The organism is Desulforamulus hydrothermalis Lam5 = DSM 18033 (genome assembly GCF_000315365.1).
Classification (GTDB): Bacteria; Bacillota; Desulfotomaculia; order Desulfotomaculales; family Desulfotomaculaceae; genus Desulfotomaculum; species Desulfotomaculum hydrothermale.
Genome location: NZ_CAOS01000010.1, coordinates 113720 through 134526, shown reverse-complemented (window position 1 = coordinate 134526; position 20807 = coordinate 113720). Strand labels below are relative to the sequence as shown.

Sequence of the window (20807 nt, the reverse complement as noted above, 5' to 3'; positions counted from 1 at the left end):
AGGCAGCGAGAAAAGACGCGAAGCAACAGCGANCGGGGGCGAAGAAGGGGGGGCAACAACAAAGACAGAGGAACAAAGCCGAACGAGGAGAGAGCAGGAAGAGAAGGGAGAGGAACGGAGGCGNGGACACAAGGAANGCACGGGANGCAGAAGAGGAGAAGGGAAGAGCGAGCAAGCAANCGAGCAAAAACGCAGGCAANAAAACNAAACCCGGCAAAGCGAANAACACGANAAAAAANGAGGAACACAGGAGGCACGAAAAGACAACGCGAAAAAGACGACAACACAACAGGAANCCAAAGAAGAGAGGCGAGACGAACCCAACCGAGACACGCAAAAACGCCAGCGCCCCCCAAACAGAAGCGAGGACACGANAGAAAAANGGAAAAAGAACAAGGAGAAGAAAAAGGGCGGACNAANNCAAAGAAAAAGGACANCCACAAANCNACAAGCAGAAAGACCANACCCACAAAAAANCACAAAGCACAGAGGAAGACGAAGGAAGAAGAACGCAACGGANAACAAAAAGAGACCCGAAACAGAAGAGCACACACANACAGAGAAGGANCAAAAAGANAACCCACAANANACACGAAACACNNGGACANNNNAAAGCAAAANGAACGGCAAAGCGAAACACCNACNNANGCGAGCNACGGGGGGGGGGACNCCGGCCGNGAAGCCGCCGCACCNANAAGACGGGGAAGGAGACAGCAAGANCAAAGGACGCCAAACGAACNGACCAAAACCACCGACCNAAAACAAAGAAAGAACCGACACCCGGGCCGACAGCCAAAAAGAGGGGCGGGACCACGCCCGACCAGAACAAGCACGGCAACACACGAGGGAGGGGGGCAAAAAAAAAAGGCGCGACACCAGCAGCCCACCCGGAAGCGGCAGGACAAGGACAACCCACAAAAAGCCCGCCACGAACAGGCGCACAGGGGCAGAGACAGCCGACCANCTGAAGGGGATCAAGAAGGGAGAGGCCAGAGCCGAAAACAACGAGAAAAGGGGCAGACCGGGGGACGNACCANCNNGAAAGACNANANNAAGGACNNCCGTTGGCCACGCGTCGACTAGTCAGGGGGGGGGGGATCATCTCCCATGCCCAGTACGACGGTTTTCATCTGGTCGGTCAGCATTACCTTTGGGATGCCCCCAAAATATTCAAAAGCATGAATCAAGCAACGAAGAAAGCTGTGAATGTCACAACGCTTAGTGAACTCTATATAGGTGGAACGAGAGTACCCCAATACCATGACAAATACCGGCACTTTTCGGACTGTACCGTCCAAATCTACGTAATCACACAGTCCCCAGTCGACCTGTGCATATTCACCAGGTTTCGTCTCGTAACGAAGAACAGCGGGAACTTGTTTGGGAGGACGGAAGTCCTTCACATAGTCTTTCAAGATGGTACGTCCCCCGGTATACCCCTTTTCTCGTAGAAGATCGAATAAAACCTCGCAGTTATAGATACCTTCTTGAAGACGTTCCTGCAGGAACGGTTTATACGGATCAAGCTTGGAACCACGAGATTTACGGTTTCCCTTTTTGGGGGAGAATTCACCCCGGAGATATCGGCGAACTGTATTTCGAGAATGCCCCGTTAGACGGGCAATTTCACGAATTGTCCTCCCGTCGGCCATTAAGGTATGTAAGGATATCACTATCCCACTCCTTAGCATGTGTCTCCCTCCTAAGATTAACTTGGCCGTTAATTACGAAGGGGATATATTCGCTAAGGGTGGGTCATTTTCTTTCCGGCGAACCTGGGTCAATTATATCCCGGCGGTGACACACCATTTTAGTAAATAAATTTTACTAACCTTTCCTGGTTGGTTTGTTCAGGGTTTATATATTTTAGCGTTTTGTTCACAGCGTCGTGCCCCTATACTTCTGCAAACCAGGAGAACCGTCCCTATGGTTTTATGGTTTGACAAAGCAAGGAAAGGTGATGTATGATATAAGTAAGAAATTCTTACAAGGGTGTGTTAATGTGGATGAATTTTATATTGCAAGAGTTACCACTAAGGGCCAAGTAACTGTGCCTATGGAATTAAGGAAACATCTTAAAATCAAGGAAGGCGATTATATTCTCTTTAAGAAGAACGGGACAAAGATAGAAATTAAAAAAATGGTTGAACCAAATGATTTTGAGAATTTTGCCCGTCCAATCAGAGAGAGGTTTCAAAAGGGTGGTATAACTCCAGAGGATGTTGAGGATGCAATAAATTGGGCAAGAGGAAATCATAAATGAGAATTACAGTTGATACCAATGTTCTAATTTCAGCCCTAGGATGGAACGGTGCGGAAGCAGCCGTGATAGAGATGGTTCTTGATTCAAGCCTGGTACTTTGTCTGTCTGCGCAAATACTAAGTGAGTTCTACAGGGTGGTTAATTATCCTAAATTCGGATTCACTGATGAAGAAATTGACGGTTTTATCGGGAGATTGTTAACAAATTCAATAATTGTAAACCCCTCTCAAAGTATTAATGCCGTAGCTGATGATCCTGACGATAACAAAATTATTGAATGTGCGGTTGAAGGAAAAGCCGAATATATAATTTCCGGTGATAAGCATTTACTCTCTTTAGGTGAGTATAAAAATGTGAAAATATTAAGGGCATCGGAGTTTTTGCAAGTTCTGCTAGCTAACCATGAACAGGAAAAGTATCCATCAAACAATAGGCATAAATCTTAAAGCCATTTATTTTCTTATACTCCCCCAGCGTCTGCAAGAATTTAAGTGAGTCTTCTGGTTTGTTCAGGGTTTATCTAACTTACCGGCGTGTTCACAGAGTCGTGCCCCTATACTTCTGTAACCAGGAGAACCGTCCCTATGGTTTTTATGGTTTTCAGCGTCGTGCCCCAATACTTCTGCAAACCAGGAGAACCGTCCCTATGGTCTGGGGCAACCCCTTTGCTTTGGCAAGTTACGCTTTTAATATAATGGCCCTGCTGATACCTGTTAACCTGGCAATTTGCCTGGTTGATAAACCTTTTTCCCTTAGAATTCTTAAAAACCTGTCTCTTTTGCACCTGTCCATCCTTTGTAATTCATGACAATGATTAACACGGCAGGTTAATTTAATTATTTCCGCTGCTTCACTATCCTTAATTAAATTTATATAGGCAATATCCAAACAACTGTCTTTATTTTCTGTTTTGTGAAAAGCTATAAAGTTATTTAACGCCTTTTCTCTGTTGTCGCCAAATATTTTTAAGGCTAACTCAGTATCTACTATCTTGCTTTCGCTAACATACTCAGCATAACTGCTCCATTTATATTGGCTAATTTCCTTAACCAGGCCTGCTTTAAGCGGGTTTTGGTGAATATATCTTAAAACAGTCAAAAAATACTTGCCATCCTCCACGGCCTCGCTTTTATAGCGGTCTTGAAACAAGTGGCCGCATCGTTCATATTTCCTGTTGTACCAGTATACATAGCTGGCGCCTATACGCCGCATAATTAAACCTAATTCCTCAACTTCTTCCTTAATTAGTAAGTGAACATGGTTATCCATCAAACAATAGGCATAAATCTTAAAGCCACTTATTTTCTTATACTCCCCCAGCGTCTGCAAGAATTTATGTGAGTCTTCTTCTTCCTCAAAAATTAACTGCTTATTTATACCCCGCAGAACAATATGGTAGATGCCGCTTTTACTTTTCTTTCGCCCTGTTCTTGGCATATTTATCATCACCTTAATTATTCCGTCCCCCTGGGAAATTGTCGTGCCCCAATACTTCTGCAAACCAGGAGAACCGTCCCTAAAAAAGAGGAAGCCACGACCGCTTTGTGCGGCCATGACTTCCTTTTTCCCTAAACCAGGAGAACCGTCCCTATGGTTTACTCAACTTTCACAGTTACGGTGTAGAACTTGTTAGCTAACTTAATGGTAAGGGTTACAGTACCAGTGCTGCTACCAAAATCTAAATCATTTTTAACTATATTTTGATTAGAGGAGTATACTTGGTAGTCACCACTAGTAATTGCAATCTTATCGCCGTACTGGTCGTAGCCCACGAAGATGCCGCCATTTACATCAGTACCAAAGAGCACTTTGTCAAGCTCATCTGTTGTTTTAACACTGATGGCGTTTTTCAGTTGGGTTACGGTGGTTAAGGCCGGGGTAGAATCAACAACTGTAAAGGTAAAGGTAGCTATGGTAAGATCGTTAACCTTTACATACACCTTCTCAGTACCTTTGTTAGCTGCAGTTACTGTTTTGTCACTAACACTTACAGCACCATCACTAGTGAACTCGTCGCTTACGGTGAAGGTTGTGACTTCTTTAATGTAGTTGCCGTTAATGTCTTTTTCGTAAACAGCTACAGTAACTTCCTTGGGTCCTTGAGCTCTATCTTCATCATCACCGTTTTTATCCAGCTTGGTGGTTTCTACTACGGCAGCATAGCCGGCAAAGGCAGCTTTTTCAACCAGAGCTACGTTGAAGGTTTTGGTCAGTTTGGTGGTACCTTCTTCGTAGGTTACGGTAACTACAGCAGTGGTGGGATCACCAGCGCCGGGATTAAGTGTGATTTCAGCAACGCCATCAGTAAGGGAAATACCAGTTAAATCGTTCGCACCAATAACATCAGTCTTATTAATTTCCGCTGACAAAGATGCATCAACGCTCTCCATCACACTGCCGTACTGATCCAGCAATTCTACCTTGACTTTGGCAGGAATATCAGAAAGTTTAACCAGGGTTACCGAGGTTTTATCCAACCGCAGGGCGGTGGCCACCGGATCGGCTTTAACCTGTACGGTAACAGCCTTGCTTACCTGCTTGCTGCCAGCCTTGGCGGTAATTACAAAAGTAGCGTTGCCTACAGATACGGGTGTAACATCACCTGTTACTTCATCAATGACAGCCACGGTGGGAGTGGTGGATCTGTAGGTGAATGTAGTAGCAACGTCAGTAGTTAATTCTTTGCCATCCTGGTTTAATGCCTCTGCTTTAAGTTTGTAGCCAGTATCAGAGAGGAACAGGGAGGTTACAGGCTTATCAAAGTTAGGATTGCTTACATTATCCAGTGTCCACCGGCCGATGGCAGCCAGTTCTTCCAAGGTTTTCTTAACGGTAATAATTACGTTGCCGGTTTGAATTTCTGTGTCCTTAATTTTCAGGTTGACAACGGCGTAGGCAGGACTATCATTGCTATTACTTGCAACAAATGTTGCAGTATCAACAACGGTTGAATCCGAGCTTTCTAATGTAAGATCACCTTTAGCAAAGTTGGCGGTAATGTCGTTGCCTGCTTCGTCTTTAATTACATAGGCCAATTCTTCACCAGTAGCATAAACGGTTTTGGTGAAAGCAATGGAGGCCGGCTGCTGCTCGAGGTATTTAAATTCGGCTTCGCCTGCTTCTAAAGGCAATACGTTTTCTTCTTTAGCGGGAACGGCGGTGCATTTAACAACGTATTCTTTATTAGCTTCCAGCGCGTCTAATAAGGTGATAACCGCAGCCTTTTCGCTAACTGCTACTTTATCGATAACTTTAATGGCATATTCATTGCCTTTTTCGTAAAGGCTGAAATTGTTAGCCAGCACAGCGCCGATTTCTGCATTAAAGGTTACTTTAACTTGCTTTGTATTAACGGCAACCGCACTCTCAACAACCAGCTGCTGGGGTGCCGTTACAGTCACCGCAATGGTGGCATCCTTTACGGTTTCGCCGGTTTTGCTGCCTTTAACGGTGATGTTAGCGGTGCCGGCTTTTACGGCGGTGATGGTTACTACATTGCCTTCTACGGCAGCGGTGGCAATTGCGTTGTCAGAGGAGGTTGCGGTGTAGGAAACACCATCTACTACGGCAGTACCCTTCTTGGCGGTCAGGGTAACGAGTTCAGTTTTGCCGGCTTCTACGCTGACAGTTGCCTTATCGGCAGTTACCACAACATCTTTGGCCACAACTTGAGTCCACTTCATTTTGCGCTCTTTGCTGGGCACTTGCTTGGCGTCGAAGGCCAGCTTAGAGTAGGACTCGGTTAAGCTGTAAGTTACGTTGTACCTCAAGTCGCTGAAAACAGCAGCGTAGGTGTTTTCGTCTACTTCTTCCCAAACAGCTTTCTTGCTGTTCAGTTTAACATACTTGTTCAGAATACCCAAGTCAACCGCTTTATTTGTTCCAGATAAAAGGTAACCGGCCGGGCGGGTACCAGCCAGCCCAGGATAACCCGGGCCAGTTTGACTGTCGCCGCTTCATCACCGCCGGCAGCCCGGGCGGCCATAACCGGTTGGTTGGTTTTTAGCTTTAACTGCGCTTCCAAGGGGCCTTCGGGCACGCTGTTATCGATGTCCAGCAGGATGTTGGCCACCTGGATTTGGGCCGGTGTTTTATCGCCGGCTTCTTTGACGGTAATAACCAGCAGGTTGTCTTCGGCGCTGCTGCCGGCCAGGCGCAGGTCGCCCACCGGTACGCTGACCTGGGGCGGTACCTGCCAGGCAACGCCGGCGGGCAGTTCAAGCCAGATTTCGTCGCCGGCGGCCAGGGTGCCGGCCTTGCCCTCATGCAAGGTGACAGCGGGCAAGCTCTGGCCGCGCCGGCCCGGCTGCAGCATACTGCCGGCCGCCGCAGCCGCCACCGGGGGCGCCACCTGACCAATAACCGCCTCGGTTTGCAGGTTGCCGCCGCTCAAGACAGCCGTAAGGGGGCCGCTAAACCGCTCATCCGGCCGCAGCACCAGGTGCAAGCGGATGACCGCCGGCTCTTCCTGGCTGGCCTGCGCCAGCCGGAAGCTGAGGCCGTGGCTGTCCCACTGCTGCAGCAGGCCGCCGCAGTAGTCGTCCGGCTCAAATTTGACAACCTCCAGCAGTTCTACCCCCGCCGGCAGCTGCAGGCGGTAGGGGCGGCCGGGCAGCAACAGGCCGCTGCCCTGTTCCCGGACAGTCAGTTGAAGGGGCTCTGCCCGGTTGTCCTGTCCCGCCACCAGTTGGGCCGGCGGCTCGGCCAGCAGCTGCAGGCCGTCGCTGTTGTATTCGGCTATAACCTGTTCGGTTTTATCCAGGGCAGTGCCTTTGATAATAACTTCCACCGGCCCGGGCGGCGCGCCGGGTTCAACTTCCAGCAGCGGTTTGATCACCAGCTCACCCCGGCGGCCCTGCCCGGCCGGCACGGTAAAGGTAATCAGCAGGGTGCGGGGGCCGTCGGTGTCAATTTGCAGGTGGTCCGCCGCCGCGGCAAAACCGCCCTGCAGGCTGACCAGGGGCTGGCCAAAGCTGTCTTGCTGCCGCATGTCACCCCAGCGAAAACCGGGCGGCAGGGTCAGCTTGAATTGCTGCGTGCTGCCCGCCAGGCAGCCGGCGGCACTTTCGGCGACGGTCAGGGTGGCGCCGTAACCCTGCTCGGCAATCTGGGCCACGGGGTCACTCACCTGCAGGATGGCCTGGCCGCCGCCGATACGGGCCACCGTAAGGGTGCCGGGGGTTACGCCGGCCTGGTTGGCTTCGATGGTGAGGCGCAACTCACCCTGCAGGTCGAAGCCTATTACACCCAGCCGCACCGTCAGGGTGTTGAGGGCTTCCAGGCCGTCCAGGTCGTAAAAGTCGATGGTTAGCCGGTTGCCCTCAATGACGGTGTGGTTGCTGGTAATATCCCGGCCGTCCAGCAGCACCCGCAGGGTTTCTTCGTCCCAGTCGGCATTATCGGGCAGGCTTAAGGTAAAGCTCTCGCCGGCCGCAAAATCACCGCTTTGTTCTTCCCTGACGGTGAGGGTGCCCAGGGCACCCTGGTAGTCGCTGTCAATAATTTTTATTTTATCTAAATTGTTTTTGCTGGCCGCCCCGGCAACGCCGGGCAGCAGCAAATGGGCCGCCAGCAAAAGGCAGGCCGCCATGCCGGTAACAGTTTGGCGCAGGTAAGAAATGGCAATCACTCCCTGTAAAAAATAACCGTCTTTTCTTTATGGTAAAAGACGGCCTAAGGGTGTTTTTTGTTGCGTCCGGTTTAAATTTTGCCGCTCAGCTCGCCGGTGAGGCGCTGCAGGGTTTCCAGCAGGTTGGTGTGGGCAGCCGCCACTTCGGTTTTGGCCTGCTGCACCTGGGCCAGGTTGAGGGACATTTCATCCACTTCGTCTTTGGTTTTCATGCCCACTTGCCAGAGGGTTCGGTATACCCGCAGCCCTTCGGCGGCCTGCTTTTCTTTTTCTGCCAGGGCCTGGTGCTGCTGCTCCAGGTTCAGCACCGCCAGGCAAAGCTGCCTGGCCTGCAGGCGGATGGCTTCCCTTGTATCCTGGGCGGTGTTTTTGGCCTGGGCTTCGTTGTAGTCGCCAATGTCGTAATATTTTTCGTAATATTTAAGGTACTGATAGGTTTTGGCTGCCTCGGCGACAGACCATACTTCGTAGGAATTGTTCACCGCCTTCAGCACGGTTGTATCTACATCCAACTGCCCGACCGGCTGGAAGCCAATGGTGTCGGTAAGCAGGGGGCGTTCATCCTGGGGCCGGCCCATTAGTTTGTTCAGGGCGCTGTAGGCTTTGCTCAGGTTGTTGGTTTTTTCTTCCAGGCCGGCCTGAGCAGCCTTTAAGTCGGCATCGGCCTTGAGGATATCGGCCTGGGTGGCCATGCCTACCTGGTAACGGGCGTAGGTGTGGGAGTGCCGCTGCAGCACCACAGCCAGGTTTTGCTTGGCCACCGCCAGCTGCTGTTCAGCCAGCAAGACATCGTTATAGGCTTTATGCACGTCAATTTTTAGCTGCTTTTTCTCGTTTTCCAGCTTTTTTTCGGTAAGGCGGTAGTTTAAATCGGCGCTGAAGTAGGCTTTATAAACCGACCGTTCGGTCTCTTCCGGTATGTTGTAGCCGTACCTGACGCCGTTCAAGTTCCACTGCAAGTCGTCCCGGGTGATGTCGGCCTTTTCCAACTCCATGGCGGTATTGCTGACAGCCGGGCTGTTGGCCAGGGCCTGTTGCAGGGCCTGCTGCAGGCTTAAGGCAGGCCGTTCCGGTACGGCGGCCAGGGCGGGCAGTGCCTGGCAGCAGAGCAGCGCCAGGCCGGCTAGGAGGGCAATAAGTCTTGTTTGCACTGTAAAGGCCTCCTTTGCTTAGGGGCAAAGCCCGGGCGCCAGGGCCCGGGCTTTGTTTTATGCTGGTTTGTTAGTTGTTTGGTTAGCAGGCAATTAGTAGGAGATAACTACTTTGCCGTTAGCATAGCCCACGTTGGCACCCAGGGCTTCAGCTACGAAGCGGGCAGGCAGCATGGTGCGGCCGTTGGTTACTTCCGGAGCTACATCCATGGTGGTAGCTGCATCGTTTTTCAGCAGGGTGGTGCTGCCGATGGTCAGCTTGATGGTGTCGTTGCCCTTCTTCAGGGTAACTACGCCGTTTTCGTAAGCAACATCGTTTTCACTTACGCCCAGGGCATAAGCCAGGTAGCGTACGGGTACGTAGGTGCGGCCGTTCTTGATGTAAGGAGCAGCATCCATAACTTTGGTTACGCCACCAGCGGTGTAGATGCTGGAGCCAATTTCAAACATAGCAGTGCCAGCTTCGGGAGCGGGAGTTACTACCACAGCGGCAACAGCCTTGGCAGCGGTTGAGGTGTTAAATTCACCTTTGTCTAAGCTGCTGTCGCCACCATCTTCATCGTAACCAATCATTGCTTTATCGTTGTGAACGATAGCAGAACCTTTAACTTCTGCTTTTACTTCACCTTCGGGAATGTTCCGGGTAAGGTCGACAGTGATGCCAGAAATCTTAATCTTGGAAGCCTTGCTGGATTCGTTCTTGATCGGAATAATCAGTACTGAATCATCGCCGTCTGCGGTATCAATGTTGTCATCATCCAGCTCCAGGTTGCCTTCGATAACTTCTACTTTGTAATCATTCCACTCAACACCGTCGGTCAGTTTAACACGCAGTTCGGTTTTGCCATCGCTGTCATCGTAATCATTTTCATCGGCAATAGCACCGGCTTTAGTTTCGGTAATAACAATATCACCAATAGCCTGGCTCTTAACGCCGACTTTAACAGGAGATTTTGCAGCTTCGATGGTAACAGGAGCTACGGCTTTAGCTACTACCAGTTTGCCTTCGGCACCGGCTTTGCCGCCAATTGCCATTTCAATATCGCCAGACTTGTTGGCTTCAATGGACATGGTAAGTTTGAACTTGATTTCCTTGGTGTCATCCAGCTCTTCGTTGGTTACTTTAAGAGTAACTTCGTTGTCATCAATTTCGCTAACTTCAACGTAATCATCGCCTTTGGTGAAGTTAACTTCGGTTACTTTTACCCAGGTGGGCAGGGTCAGAGTCAGCTTGCGACCAGCCACTAAGGTGTTTTTCACGTTTTCTTCAAGGGTGATTTCTTCGGTTTCTTCATCCATGCGGCCAGCAATAAATTCTTCAACTTTCTTCACAGATGCTTCTACACCAAAGTCAGCATACTTAGCAATTACTACATCAGTGGAATCAACATTGTCGCCGTCTACAGTAACTTCTACGTCACCGTACTTAGCATCATTATCAGCAACGATATAAGGATCGATTTCAATGTAACCACGGAGGTCATCTCTGCCGCGGTCGGCACTGTCAAACTTAATTTTTAAAGTGCGGCCTTCAATGGAAACATTGGTGGGATTAATACCATCAAAGCCACCCAGGAACTTAATGTTTTCGTCAGCATTATCTACCATTTCAGCTTCGTCCCAATCAAACTTGCTGGGCAGCTTAATGGTAATTTCTTGCTCGTTGTCATCATTCATGGAGCCAACAGCAGCTTCCTCAATAGTAATGGTACCGCCTTTGCCGCTTTCGCCGATGGTTTCTACTTCATCTACAGTAACAACAGCATCGCCGTCAAAAGCGCGGGCAATCAGCAATTCCTGGCTGGTAACGGCAGAGTCTTTGCCGTCAATTTTAATCTTAATGTCGCCGTTTACAGAGCTTTTGGCTTTAATGCGAACGTTTTGCAGAATGATTTGGTCGTTTTTGCCGTCTTCAACAGTGCTAGGCATGGTTACTTCGATTTTAGAATCGGTAATATAACGGATGTCTACTGTACCATTTTCGGTATCATTTTTCCAAATAGCATTGATTTCGCTGTCTCTGTCAAACTCAACGCCACTGGGCAGAGTCAGTACGAAGACATCGCCGGGTTGGAAGTCGTTGTTGTAGTCTTTGTCTTCACGGATGGTGATATTGCCAATTTGATGGTACTCGTTGTCGTTTTGGATGCTAATAACCTTGCTTACGCTGTTCTTGGAGTAAGCAAAGGCAGGGCCGGCAGCCGGCAGCAAGATACCGCCAACCAGAGACATGGCCACTAAAGTAGAAACTACTTTTCTGGTCTTCTTCAATTGTGTTCCCTCCTGTATATTTTTTAGGTTATTTGCTTTAAGGACGGCACCCTTAAGGGGCTGCCCTTTGTGCTTTCATTGGTTTAGACGCCGGGGTTGCCGGGAAGGTTCCCGGTTTTTGCAAAAATTTTTTAATCCGGGTTGCACAGGTCGTCCGGCCGGTAGCCGTTCAGTTGGGCGTGCAGTTTATCGGTAAACCAGGCCCGGTACTGCTCCGGAATGGCTTTGGCCTCCTCGCAGTTGGGGTGGTGGTAGAGTCCGCTGCGGCGGTCGCCCAGGTATTTGCCGTACTCGGCATTGCCGGGCAGGTGCAGGCCATGCGTCAGCTCATCCGGTATTAAGGCCGGCCCCGGCTGCTGGGTGGTTACCCGGTAGGTTTGGCCGTCGGTGGCCACCACAATATGGCCATGGCTGCCGCTGGTATAAAGGGCGGCGCCGGATTGTTGGATGCGCTGCAGCACCGGCCCGTGGGGGTAGCCGGGCTGTGTGTAATCAGTGGTTACCACCACTGCCCGGGGCCGGGTTTTTTGCAGCAGCTCCTGGCTGGAGGAGTTAATGCTGCCGTGGTCGGCCGCCTTGAGCAGGGTGACCGGGCCGGGCGGCACCTCGGCCAGCTCGTTCTGGCCGGTGCGGTCGGACATGAACAGGAAGGTCTGGCCGCCCACCTTTAATGAAGCAACCAGGGAACGGGCGGCGGCTGATTGCCTGAACAAATCGGCCTGGCGGCTGTGCACCGTAAAGGTAACGCCGGACAGTTCGTAAACCTGGCCGTCGGCGCCAGCCAGGGGCACGCCCCGCTTGGCCAGTTCTTCTTTAAATGAAGTGTAAAAACTCTCGTGGCTGGCACCGCCGCTGTCAATGGCCTGCTTAACCGGGAAGCTGCGCAGCACGGCGGCCAGGCCGCCCATATGCTCATCCCGGGGGGTGGTAGCCACCAGCAGGGTTATTTGCTTGACGCCCTGTTGGCGCAGGTAGGCGGTCACCGTGCCGCCGCCGCCTTTGGTGGGGCCAGCATCAATGAGGATGTTCTGGTCGTTTAGCAACTGAATCAGGATGGCATCGCCGGTGCCCACGTCGATAAAGTGGATTTTGGCCAGGGGCAACGGCTGCAGGCTGACTTTGCCGCCGGCGTAGGTTACCTGGTAGTTCAAACATTCGGCGATAAAGCGCAGGGGCAGGTAGGCTTTGCCCTGCTGCACCAGGGGCGGTACGCCGGTGGAAACAATTTTGCCGTTGAGCCAGGCCATGGCGTCGCCAAAGCGGATTTGCAGCACGGTGCCCTGCTTTTCGATGTAGGCGGTGTTGGCATCCGCCAGGTAGGTAACCTTGGCCCCCAGTAATTCTGAGGTGGCCCGCAGGGGCATGAGCAGGCGGCCTTGCTGGCTGACGGTATCCAGCAGGGCGGTGTGGCCGTTTACCTCCACCGGGGTGGCAGCCAGGGCGGGCGTGGCCAGGCACAGCAGGATCAGCAAGAGGAGCCAGGTTTTTTTAACATGCATGCCGGAAACCTCCTTTTATATGCTGGGTGTATTTTAACAGGTATCCGGAAACCGGCGGGCGGTCAGCCCACCACTTTTTTAAACAGCTTACTGCTCTTGGGCTTGGGCAAAACGTTCATCATGGCCAGGGCTTTGCCGGTGCCCTGGGCCACGCAGGAGATGGCGTCATCCGCCACATAAACCGGCAGGCCGGTTTCTTCAGACAGCAGCCGGTCTAGGCCGTGCAGCAGGGAGCCGCCGCCGGTCATGACGATGCCTTTGTTGACGATATCGGCGGCCAGTTCCGGCGGGGTCATTTCCAGCACTTCTTTTACCGCTCCCACCACCGCTTCCAGGGGTTCGGCAATGGCGTGGTAAATTTGGTGGCTGCTGACGGTAACCGCTTTGGGCAGGCCGGTGACAAGGTCGCGGCCCCGGATTTGGGTAACCCGCTCGGGGGTTTTCTGGGGGAAGGCGGTGGCAATTTCCACTTTAATTTCTTCGCCGGTGCGCTCGCCGATCATCAGGCTGAATTCTTTTCTGATATAGCGCACAATGGCTTCGTCAAACTTATCGCCGCCCACCCGGATGGAGCGGCTGCAGACGATGCCCCCCAGGGAAAGCACCGCCACATCCGAGGTGCCGCCGCCGATGTCCACCACCATGGAGCCGCTGGGTTCCGAGATGTCGATGCCGGCCCCCAATGCGGCGGCCAGGGGTTCTTCGATGAGGTGGGCGCTGCGGGCGCCGGCGGAGATGGCGGCCTGGCGCACCGCCCGTTCCTCCACGCCGGTGACGCCGGAGGGGATGCACACCATCACCCGGGGGCGGAAAAACCAGCTTTTGCCAACGGCTTTAATAATGAAGTAGCGGAGCATTTTTTCGGTAACGTCGTAGTCGGCAATGACGCCTTCCCGCAAGGGCCGGGTGGCCACGATGTTGCCGGGGGTGCGGCCCAGCATGCGGCGGGCTTCTTCGCCGACGGCAATAATGCGGCCGGTGTCTTTGTTTATGGCCACCACCGAGGGCTCCCGCAAAACAATGCCTTTGCCTTTGACGTAAACTAACACGCTGGCGGTACCCAGGTCGATGCCGATGTCGCTGCTTAATCCAAACATTGGCTGTTCCTCCTAGCTTATATGTATCATGCGGTAGGGTTGCTTGCTGCAGGTACGGGCTGCAGGTTACGGGCATGGATTTTTCGCTTCCTGTGTGCGGCCGGGCCGGTGCTGCGGGCCGCCGCTGCGACGGGCTTGTCCGCCGTTCGGTGGGTTGTACACCGGTCTGAGAAAAGAAATAACAGGAATGGCAGATTGTCCTAAAGTGGTAGGATTCTCTCTTTCCTGCTAAAATTCCTCTTTAGCTGCAAAATTTTGCAGCCGGCCTAGCCAATTTCTTTATACTTGCGGCGGGTGGCTTCGCCGCCCCGCAGGTGGCGTTCGGCTTTGTTTTCATCCAGGATGGCTTTGATTTCCTGGGCCAGGTGTTTATTCAGGGACGGGAGCCGTTCGGTCATGTCTTTGTGCACAGTGCTTTTGCTGACCTGGAACACCTGGGCGGCTTTGCGGACGGTGGCCCGGGTTTCCAGGATGTAGGCACAGATGTCCAGCACCCGTTTTTGGATGTAGTCCTGCATTTCCCTACCTCCTGTTTGAGAAGTGAGATGTGAGAGGTTTGAAGTTAGATTGTAAAGTTAGAAGTGAGAGAGTGTATGTCTATATGCATTGGTGAGTTGTTTTTCGCCGAGCTTGCTGTTACTTAAATATATGCGGGGGGGTAGGAGAAATGTCACAAAACAAAAAGAAAATGGCCGTTATTTGGCCATATGGATGAGCAATGACAAGCTATTATTTATTTCCAGTAAATATTGGGGTCTACCGGCCGGCCGTTGCAGGTAACCTTAAAGTACAGGTGGTTTTCCCGCAGGCCGTTGGCCTGGCTGTGGCGGCCCAGGGTGCCGATCACCTGGTTGGGCGCCAATTGCTGGCCGGCCTTTACCCGCACCTCGGCCAGGCCGCTGTAGGCAGTCTGCCAGCCGTTGCCGTGGTTGACGGTGACGGTTTTAGTGTTGTTGTCGCCGCTCACCACCAGGGTTACCGTACCCGGCAGGGCGGCTTTTACTTCACTGCCCGGGTCGGCGGCCAGGGCTACACCGGTATGGTAGCGGTAATCCCGGTAGACTTCTGAGTAGTTCATGCCCACGCCGGTAAGGGCATGTCCCAGTACTGGCTTTACCATGTCGGCCGGGTTAACGGCCGGTTCGCTCGGGGCGGGCGGCGTTGCGGCCGGCTGACCGGCAGCCGGGCCGGCGGGCGCTGCGGCCGGCGGCGTGCTGCGGCCGGCCGCAGTGCCGTTGTCCTGGTTAATTACCTGGTTAACCGGCGTGGGCGGTTGGACAACCGGCCGGGCCGGGCCGGCCTGCCAGGCATAGATGCCGCCGCCGATTAAGAAGGCGGCCAGCATAACGCCCAGCAGGGTAAAGGGATTTACTTTGTTCCCTTTGAAAAACCACTTTTTCAGCCACTGGCGGTATTTGTTAACAAGATCCTGGTTGCGCAGCCGGTTGCGCAAGTTGTTGTCGAAGGGCCACATGCTGTTATTCCTCCCTTTTGTTGTGGTTGTTTAGTTAGAGTATGGCCAAAAGGGAAGCTGATTATACATGCCGCCGGGCGTAACGGCGGGGTGCCGGCGGCAAGCCCGGGTATTTATTTGAGGGTGGTAATTTCAACGCCGCTGTAATAGTGCTTGAGGATTTCCTGATAGCTTTTGCCCTGCCGGGCCATGCCTTTGGCGCCGTTCTGGCAGAGGCCGACGCCATGGCCGTAGCCCCGGGTGGTAAAGGTAATTTTATCTCCCGCCGCCTGCCAGGTAAGGTTGGTGGAACGCAGTTGCAGCATTTCCCGCAGCAGGGTGGCCGGGTAGGTTTTGCTGCCCAGGCGGATTTCTTTGGGGCGGCCGGTGGAGGTTTGCGCTGTGACGGCCATGGCTTGGCCTGGCAGGGTGGCTGCCGGCAGCACCGACAGGTTGGTGTTAAGTTTTTGATCCAGTTCCGCCAGGGTGAAGGCAGCCTGGCTTACAACCGGGTAGTCCCGGCAGTAAGCGCAAGGCACCCCTTTAAGGTAGGGGGCAGCGGCTACCCATACTTCTTCGGCGTTTTCGGTATGGCCGCCGCAGGCGGCGTGAAAGGCCGGGAAGATGAGCCGACTGCGGTAGATAATAACCTGCCCCTCGGTGCTTGCCACCGCCCACCTGATTTTATAGTAGTATTCCAGGAATTTTACTTTGCCCCAGCGTTTTTGCATGGCCTCCCGGTCAAGCCAGGCCTGTCCTTCTTTGGGGTCGCTGGACACGTCTGCCCCCGGGTGGCGGCTGTTTTGCACGCCGCCGGGGGAAAGGCGCAGCATGATGTAGGTGCGGGCGGCCACCGCCTGGGCCTTGAGGGCTTCCAGCGGGAAGGCGGCGGGCATTTCGGCGGCCACCACGCCCACCAGGTATTCTTCCAGGGGCATGGTTTGGATGGCGCCGGTTGCGTGGTTGTACAGCCTTACCTGGGTGCCCCGGGATTCTATTTGGCTGCCGGGCTGACGGGGCGGCCACAGGTAGGCCAGCAGGGCGAGGGCCAGCAGGGCCAACAACAGTTTGCGCATGGCGGGTGCCTGCCTTTCATACAGGGTTTGTCCACCATATATATATGAAAGGCCCCGGCAAATTAGAACTCAGGTGCTGTTGCCGGTGCTTCGACAAGTCGCCGGCAGGGGATCATAAAATCACCGCTCGCCGGCAGGGGATCATAAACCACCATATAATGCTTAGGGCCCGCCGCCTAAGTCATGCGTTTAATGCGGGCGCCGGCGGCCTGCAGTTTTTCAATCAGGTTTTCGTAGCCCCGGTCGATGTGGTGGATGTTGGTAACCCAGGTTTCGCCGGCGGCGGCCAGGCCGGCCAGAATTAGGGCGGCGCCCGCCCGCAGGTCGGTGGCTTTGACGGCGGTGCCGGTGAGGCCGGCTACCCCCTGCACCACCGCCGTGCGCCCTTCAATTTTAATTTTGGCGCCCATGCGCTTGAGTTCGTTAACGTGCATGAAGCGGTTTTCAAACACGGTTTCGGTGATAATGCTGGTCCCCTCGGCCACACTCAAGAGGGCCATGAACTGGGCCTGCATGTCGGTGGGAAAACCCGGGTAGGGCAGGGTTTTGATGTCCACTCCCTTAAGGGTGAGGCCCCGGCAGTCAACCCGCAAGCCGTTTTCTTCTTCGCTGAGGTTTGCCCCCGCTTCAATCAGCTTAGCTACCACCGGTTTCAGGTGGTCGGTGATAACGTTTTCTACCAGCAGGTTGCCCCGGGTGATGGCGGCAGCCACCAGGTAAGTGCCGGCTTCGATGCGGTCCGGGATAACGGCGTGGGTGGCGCCGCCCAGGCTGTCGACCCCGTCGATGCGGATAACTTTAGTGCCCGCCCCTTTGATGCGGGCCCCCAGGGAGTTGAGGAAGTTGGCCAGGTCGACAATTTCCGGTTCCTCGGCGGCGTTTTCGATAATGGTTTGGCCGTCGGCCAAAACGGCCGCCATCATAATATTTTCGGTGGCCCCCACGCTGGGGAAGTCCAGGTAGATGCGGGCTCCCTTCAGCCGCCGGGCAAAGGCTTCGATATATCCGGCGCCGTAGCGGATATCCGCCCCCAGGGCGGCAAAGCCCTTGAGGTGCAGGTCGATGGGCCGGGTGCCGATGGCGCAGCCGCCGGGCAGGGAAATCCTGGCCCGGCCGGCCCGGGCCAGCAGCGGCCCCATCACCAGAAAGGAGGCCCGCATCTGGCGTACATACTCGTAGGGTGCTTCGCTGCCGGCCAGCCGGGGCACGCTGATATGAAGCCGGTCGTCCCTTTGTTCGATGTGCGCCCCCAAGCCCTGCAGGACAGCGCAAATTACCCCGACATCCGCCAGTTTGGGCACATCCAGCAGCACAGTGGGGCCGGCCGTTAACAGGGTTGCCGCCAGGATGGGCAGTACGGCGTTTTTGGCGCCGCTTGCTTTAATGCTGCCGCACAGCGGTTGGCCGCCTTGAATGACGATTTTTTCCATAGCCATGTGTCCTTTAAGTGTATAAATGTTTTGCCTGCGGCAGGCAGGCAAATCTAACATCAGTATTGCCAGCACCGGGCCAGAACATACCATGGGCCGGCCGGGCGCCTGGCGGGCGGCGGAAAACAGGCAAAAACCCCCGTCCGGCAAACCGGACGAGGGTTTTAAGCATGGCTTTATTTTGTTTATTACTCCACCGCTTTAAGGCGGTTGAGGGCTTTTTGCAGGGCAACTTCCGCCCGGGCCACGTCGATATCGGGGCTTTTGGCGGTAAGCCGCTGTTCAGCCCGCTGCTTGGCTGCCCTGGCCCGCTCCACATCAATCTGGTCGGCCCGTTCGGCGGTGTCTGCCAGCACCACCACGCGGCTGTTCTTCACTTCCATAAAGCCGCCGCTGACGGCCACTTTGAAGAACTTGCCGCCCTGCTGGATGCGCAGCACGCCGATTTTAAGGGCGGTTACCAGCGGGGCGTGCTCGGGCAGGATGCCCAGTTCACCGTCGGCGCCGGGGGCCACGATGAACTCGATTTCCTCGCTGAAAACAACCTTTTCAGGAGTAACGATATCAAGGCGTTGGGTTTTAGCCATAATTATGCACCAGCCTCAATACGTTTTGCCTTTTCCACAACTTCTTCAATGCCGCCCACCATGTAGAAGGCTTGCTCGGGCAGGTGGTCGTATTTGCCGGCCAAAATTTCGTTAAAGCCACGGATGGTATCTTTTAAGGATACATATTTGCCCGGTGCGCCGGTGAAGGTTTCGGCCACGTGGAAGGGCTGGGACAGGAAACGCTGCAGCTTACGGGCACGGGCCACGATCAGCTTGTCTTCGTCGGACAGTTCGTCCATACCCAGGATGGCGATGATGTCCTGCAGTTCTTTATAGCGCTGCAGCACCGACTGCACGCCCCGGGCGCACTCGTAGTGTTCTTTGCCCACAATGTGGGGGTCCAGAATACGGGAGGTGGAATCCAGCGGGTCGACCGCAGGATAAATGCCCAGCTCGGCGATCTGACGGCTTAATACTACGGTGGCATCCAGGTGCGCAAAGGCGTTGGCCGGCGCCGGGTCGGTCAGGTCGTCCGCCGGCACGTAAATGGCCTGTACCGAAGTAACCGAACCCTTGCGGGTGGAGGTAATACGTTCTTGCAACTGACCCATTTCGGTGGCCAGGGTGGGCTGGTAACCTACCGCGGAGGGCATGCGGCCCAACAGCGCCGAAACCTCGGAACCGGCCTGGGTGAAACGGAAGATGTTGTCGATGAACAGCAGGGTGTCGGCGCCTTCTTCATCACGGAAGAATTCCGCCATGGTCAAACCGGTGAGGCCCACCCGCAGACGGGCTCCCGGCGGCTCGTTCATCTGGCCGAACACCATGATGGTTTTATCCAAAACGCCTGCTTCCTTCATTTCGTGGTAGAGGTCGTTACCCTCACGGGTACGCTCGCCCACGCCGGCAAATACCGAGATACCGCCGTGCTGCTTGGCGATGTTGTTGATCAGCTCCATAACGATAACCGTCTTGCCTACGCCGGCACCGCCGAACAGGCCGATTTTACCGCCCTTCAGGAAGGGAATCATCAGGTCAATAACCTTGATGCCGGTTTCCAGGATTTCTGCCTTGGTGGACTGGTCAATCAGGGCCGGGGCAGGACGGTGAATGGGATAGTATTTGTCAGCTTTAATGGGTTGCAAACCGTCGATTTCTTCGCCCAGTACGTTCAGCAGGCGGCCCAGAACCGGCCGGCCTACGGGAACTGCGATGGGTTTACCGGTGTTAACCACTTTCATGCCACGCTTAAGACCTTCGGTGGAGGACATGGCAATGCAGCGGACACGGTTGTTACCCAGGTGCTGGGCCACTTCCAGGGTAAGGTTCCACTTGGTGGACTTGTCTTCCTGGTCTTCAGTGCGGATTTTTACCGCACTATATATATCAGGTACCTGGCCCGGCGGGAACTCAACGTCCACAACCACGCCGATAACACTGACGATATGGCCAACGTTCATGTTGTTCTCCGACCTCCTTGCAGTCAGATTTGTTTGCACTGTTTATTCGAGCGCCGCAGCGCCGCCCACGATTTCGGAAATTTCCTTGGTGATGGCAGCCTGACGGGCACGGTTCAAGGACAGGGTTAACTTGTGAATCAGTTCTTTGGCGTTCTTGGTGGCGGAGTCCATGGCGGTCATGCGGGCGCCCTGCTCGCCGGCTTTGGCTTCCAGCATGGCCCGGAAGACGGTGGTCTCCACATAGGTGGGCAGCAGGCTGGCCAGCACCGACTCGGCGGAAGGCTCGAAGATGTATTCCACCTTGGGCCCTTTGCTCTCTTCGGCCGGGGTTTCCACCGGCAGCAGCTTGACTTTGGTGGGACGCTGGCTCAGCACGTTGATAAACTCGCTGAAGATCAGGTACACTTCGTCGAACTCGCCGCTGATGTACTTGTCCATGACAAACTTGGCAATTTCTTTGGCCTGGGAGAACTGGATGGTCTCGCCTAACCGTACATAGGATGCCGCTACGTCAAAGCCGCGGCGGCTGAAGTAATCGCGGGACTTGCGGCCCACCGCAACAATGGCCGGGTTGGCCGACTCTTTAACTTCGTTGGCGGCCCGCCGCAGCACGTTGGCGTTGAAGCCGCCGCACAGGCCCCGGTCGGCGGTAATTACGATGTAGGCGCTGCGTTTGATTTCCCGCACTTCCAGCAGGGGGTGGCTGGCGCCACCGCTGGCAGCAGCCACACGGCTGAGCACGTCTTTGATTTTCAGGGCAAAGGGGCGGGCCGACTCGGCTGCTTCCTGAGCCCGGCGCAGTTTGGCGGCAGCCACCATTTTCATGGCTTTGGTGATTTGTTGGGTACTTTTAATACTCTTAATCCGGCGCCTTAAATCACGGGCACTGGGCATTGACTAAATCACCACCTTTTCTCGCTGTTCGCCCCC

The 20807-nt window shown here is 54.1% G+C and carries 16 protein-coding genes and 1 pseudogene; 2 read left to right on the top strand and 15 right to left on the bottom strand.

Going from position 1 to position 20807, the window contains the following annotated elements; all coding sequences use genetic code 11:
- Positions 1 to 1088: 1088 nt before the first annotated feature.
- Positions 1089 to 1691 (bottom strand): annotated as a pseudogene (gene istA, locus DESHY_RS08135) (IS21 family transposase); the annotation flags it as partial.
- Between the two features lie 311 nt (positions 1692 to 2002).
- Here istA and DESHY_RS08130 point away from each other — a divergent pair.
- Both DESHY_RS08130 and DESHY_RS08125 read left to right on the top strand, forming a co-directional pair.
- On the top strand, positions 2003 to 2263 hold the full coding sequence (locus DESHY_RS08130) for an AbrB/MazE/SpoVT family DNA-binding domain-containing protein (RefSeq protein WP_143147857.1): 261 nt from the start codon (positions 2003 to 2005) through the stop codon (positions 2261 to 2263).
- The gene (locus DESHY_RS08125; protein ID WP_008411870.1) at positions 2260 to 2709 is read left to right on the top strand and encodes a putative toxin-antitoxin system toxin component, PIN family; all 450 of its coding nucleotides are present in this window, start codon (positions 2260 to 2262) and stop codon (positions 2707 to 2709) included. The genes DESHY_RS08130 and DESHY_RS08125 overlap by 4 nt, the downstream gene beginning before the upstream one ends.
- 232 nt (positions 2710 to 2941) lie before the next feature.
- On the opposite strand, the gene DESHY_RS08120 is transcribed toward DESHY_RS08125, so the two are convergent.
- From DESHY_RS08120 to atpG, 14 genes are all read right to left on the bottom strand, one after another.
- Positions 2942 to 3700, bottom strand: a complete 759-nt coding sequence (locus tag DESHY_RS08120) for a transposase (RefSeq protein WP_048817995.1) — start codon at positions 3698 to 3700, stop codon at positions 2942 to 2944.
- Positions 3701 to 3858: 158 nt separating this feature from the next.
- Positions 3859 to 6126 (bottom strand): hypothetical protein, encoded by a 2268-nt coding sequence (locus DESHY_RS08115; RefSeq protein WP_008411867.1) that lies wholly within the window; start codon positions 6124 to 6126, stop codon positions 3859 to 3861.
- A complete protein-coding gene (locus DESHY_RS08110; RefSeq protein ID WP_008411865.1) occupies positions 6114 to 7892 on the bottom strand; it encodes a hypothetical protein in 1779 nt (592 codons plus the stop codon). Before DESHY_RS08110 ends, DESHY_RS08115 begins: the two co-directional genes overlap by 13 nt.
- A 71-nt stretch (positions 7893 to 7963) precedes the next feature.
- Complete coding sequence (locus DESHY_RS08105; RefSeq protein ID WP_008411864.1) at positions 7964 to 9043, bottom strand: TolC family protein; 1080 nt, start codon at positions 9041 to 9043, stop codon at positions 7964 to 7966.
- 93 nt (positions 9044 to 9136) lie between these two features.
- Positions 9137 to 11314, bottom strand: coding sequence for a copper amine oxidase N-terminal domain-containing protein (locus tag DESHY_RS08100; RefSeq protein WP_008411863.1), 2178 nt, complete (start codon positions 11312 to 11314; stop codon positions 9137 to 9139).
- Between the two features lie 131 nt (positions 11315 to 11445).
- The gene (locus DESHY_RS08095; RefSeq protein ID WP_008411862.1) at positions 11446 to 12813 is read right to left on the bottom strand and encodes a stalk domain-containing protein; all 1368 of its coding nucleotides are present in this window, start codon (positions 12811 to 12813) and stop codon (positions 11446 to 11448) included.
- A 62-nt stretch (positions 12814 to 12875) separates the two neighbouring features.
- On the bottom strand, positions 12876 to 13910 hold the full coding sequence (gene mreB, locus DESHY_RS08090; protein WP_008411860.1) for a rod shape-determining protein: 1035 nt from the start codon (positions 13908 to 13910) through the stop codon (positions 12876 to 12878).
- A gap of 266 nt (positions 13911 to 14176) precedes the next feature.
- On the bottom strand, positions 14177 to 14428 hold the full coding sequence (gene spoIIID / locus DESHY_RS08085; protein WP_008411859.1) for a sporulation transcriptional regulator SpoIIID: 252 nt from the start codon (positions 14426 to 14428) through the stop codon (positions 14177 to 14179).
- Between the two features lie 215 nt (positions 14429 to 14643).
- Positions 14644 to 15384, bottom strand: a complete 741-nt coding sequence (locus DESHY_RS08080) for a M23 family metallopeptidase (protein ID WP_008411857.1) — start codon at positions 15382 to 15384, stop codon at positions 14644 to 14646.
- A 113-nt stretch (positions 15385 to 15497) separates the two neighbouring features.
- Positions 15498 to 16439: a stage II sporulation protein D gene (gene spoIID, locus DESHY_RS08075; protein WP_008411855.1), complete on the bottom strand. Its 942-nt coding sequence runs from the start codon at positions 16437 to 16439 to the stop codon at positions 15498 to 15500.
- Positions 16440 to 16615: 176 nt separating this feature from the next.
- Positions 16616 to 17869 (bottom strand): UDP-N-acetylglucosamine 1-carboxyvinyltransferase, encoded by a 1254-nt coding sequence (gene murA, locus DESHY_RS08070; RefSeq protein WP_048817993.1) that lies wholly within the window; start codon positions 17867 to 17869, stop codon positions 16616 to 16618.
- Positions 17870 to 18057: 188 nt separating this feature from the next.
- Complete coding sequence (locus DESHY_RS08060; RefSeq protein ID WP_008411852.1) at positions 18058 to 18456, bottom strand: F0F1 ATP synthase subunit epsilon; 399 nt, start codon at positions 18454 to 18456, stop codon at positions 18058 to 18060.
- Positions 18457 to 18458: 2 nt separating this feature from the next.
- Complete coding sequence (atpD, locus tag DESHY_RS08055; RefSeq protein WP_008411850.1) at positions 18459 to 19877, bottom strand: F0F1 ATP synthase subunit beta; 1419 nt, start codon at positions 19875 to 19877, stop codon at positions 18459 to 18461.
- Between the two features lie 42 nt (positions 19878 to 19919).
- The gene (atpG, locus tag DESHY_RS08050) at positions 19920 to 20771 is read right to left on the bottom strand and encodes an ATP synthase F1 subunit gamma (protein WP_008411849.1); all 852 of its coding nucleotides are present in this window, start codon (positions 20769 to 20771) and stop codon (positions 19920 to 19922) included.
- Positions 20772 to 20807 lie beyond the last annotated feature (36 nt).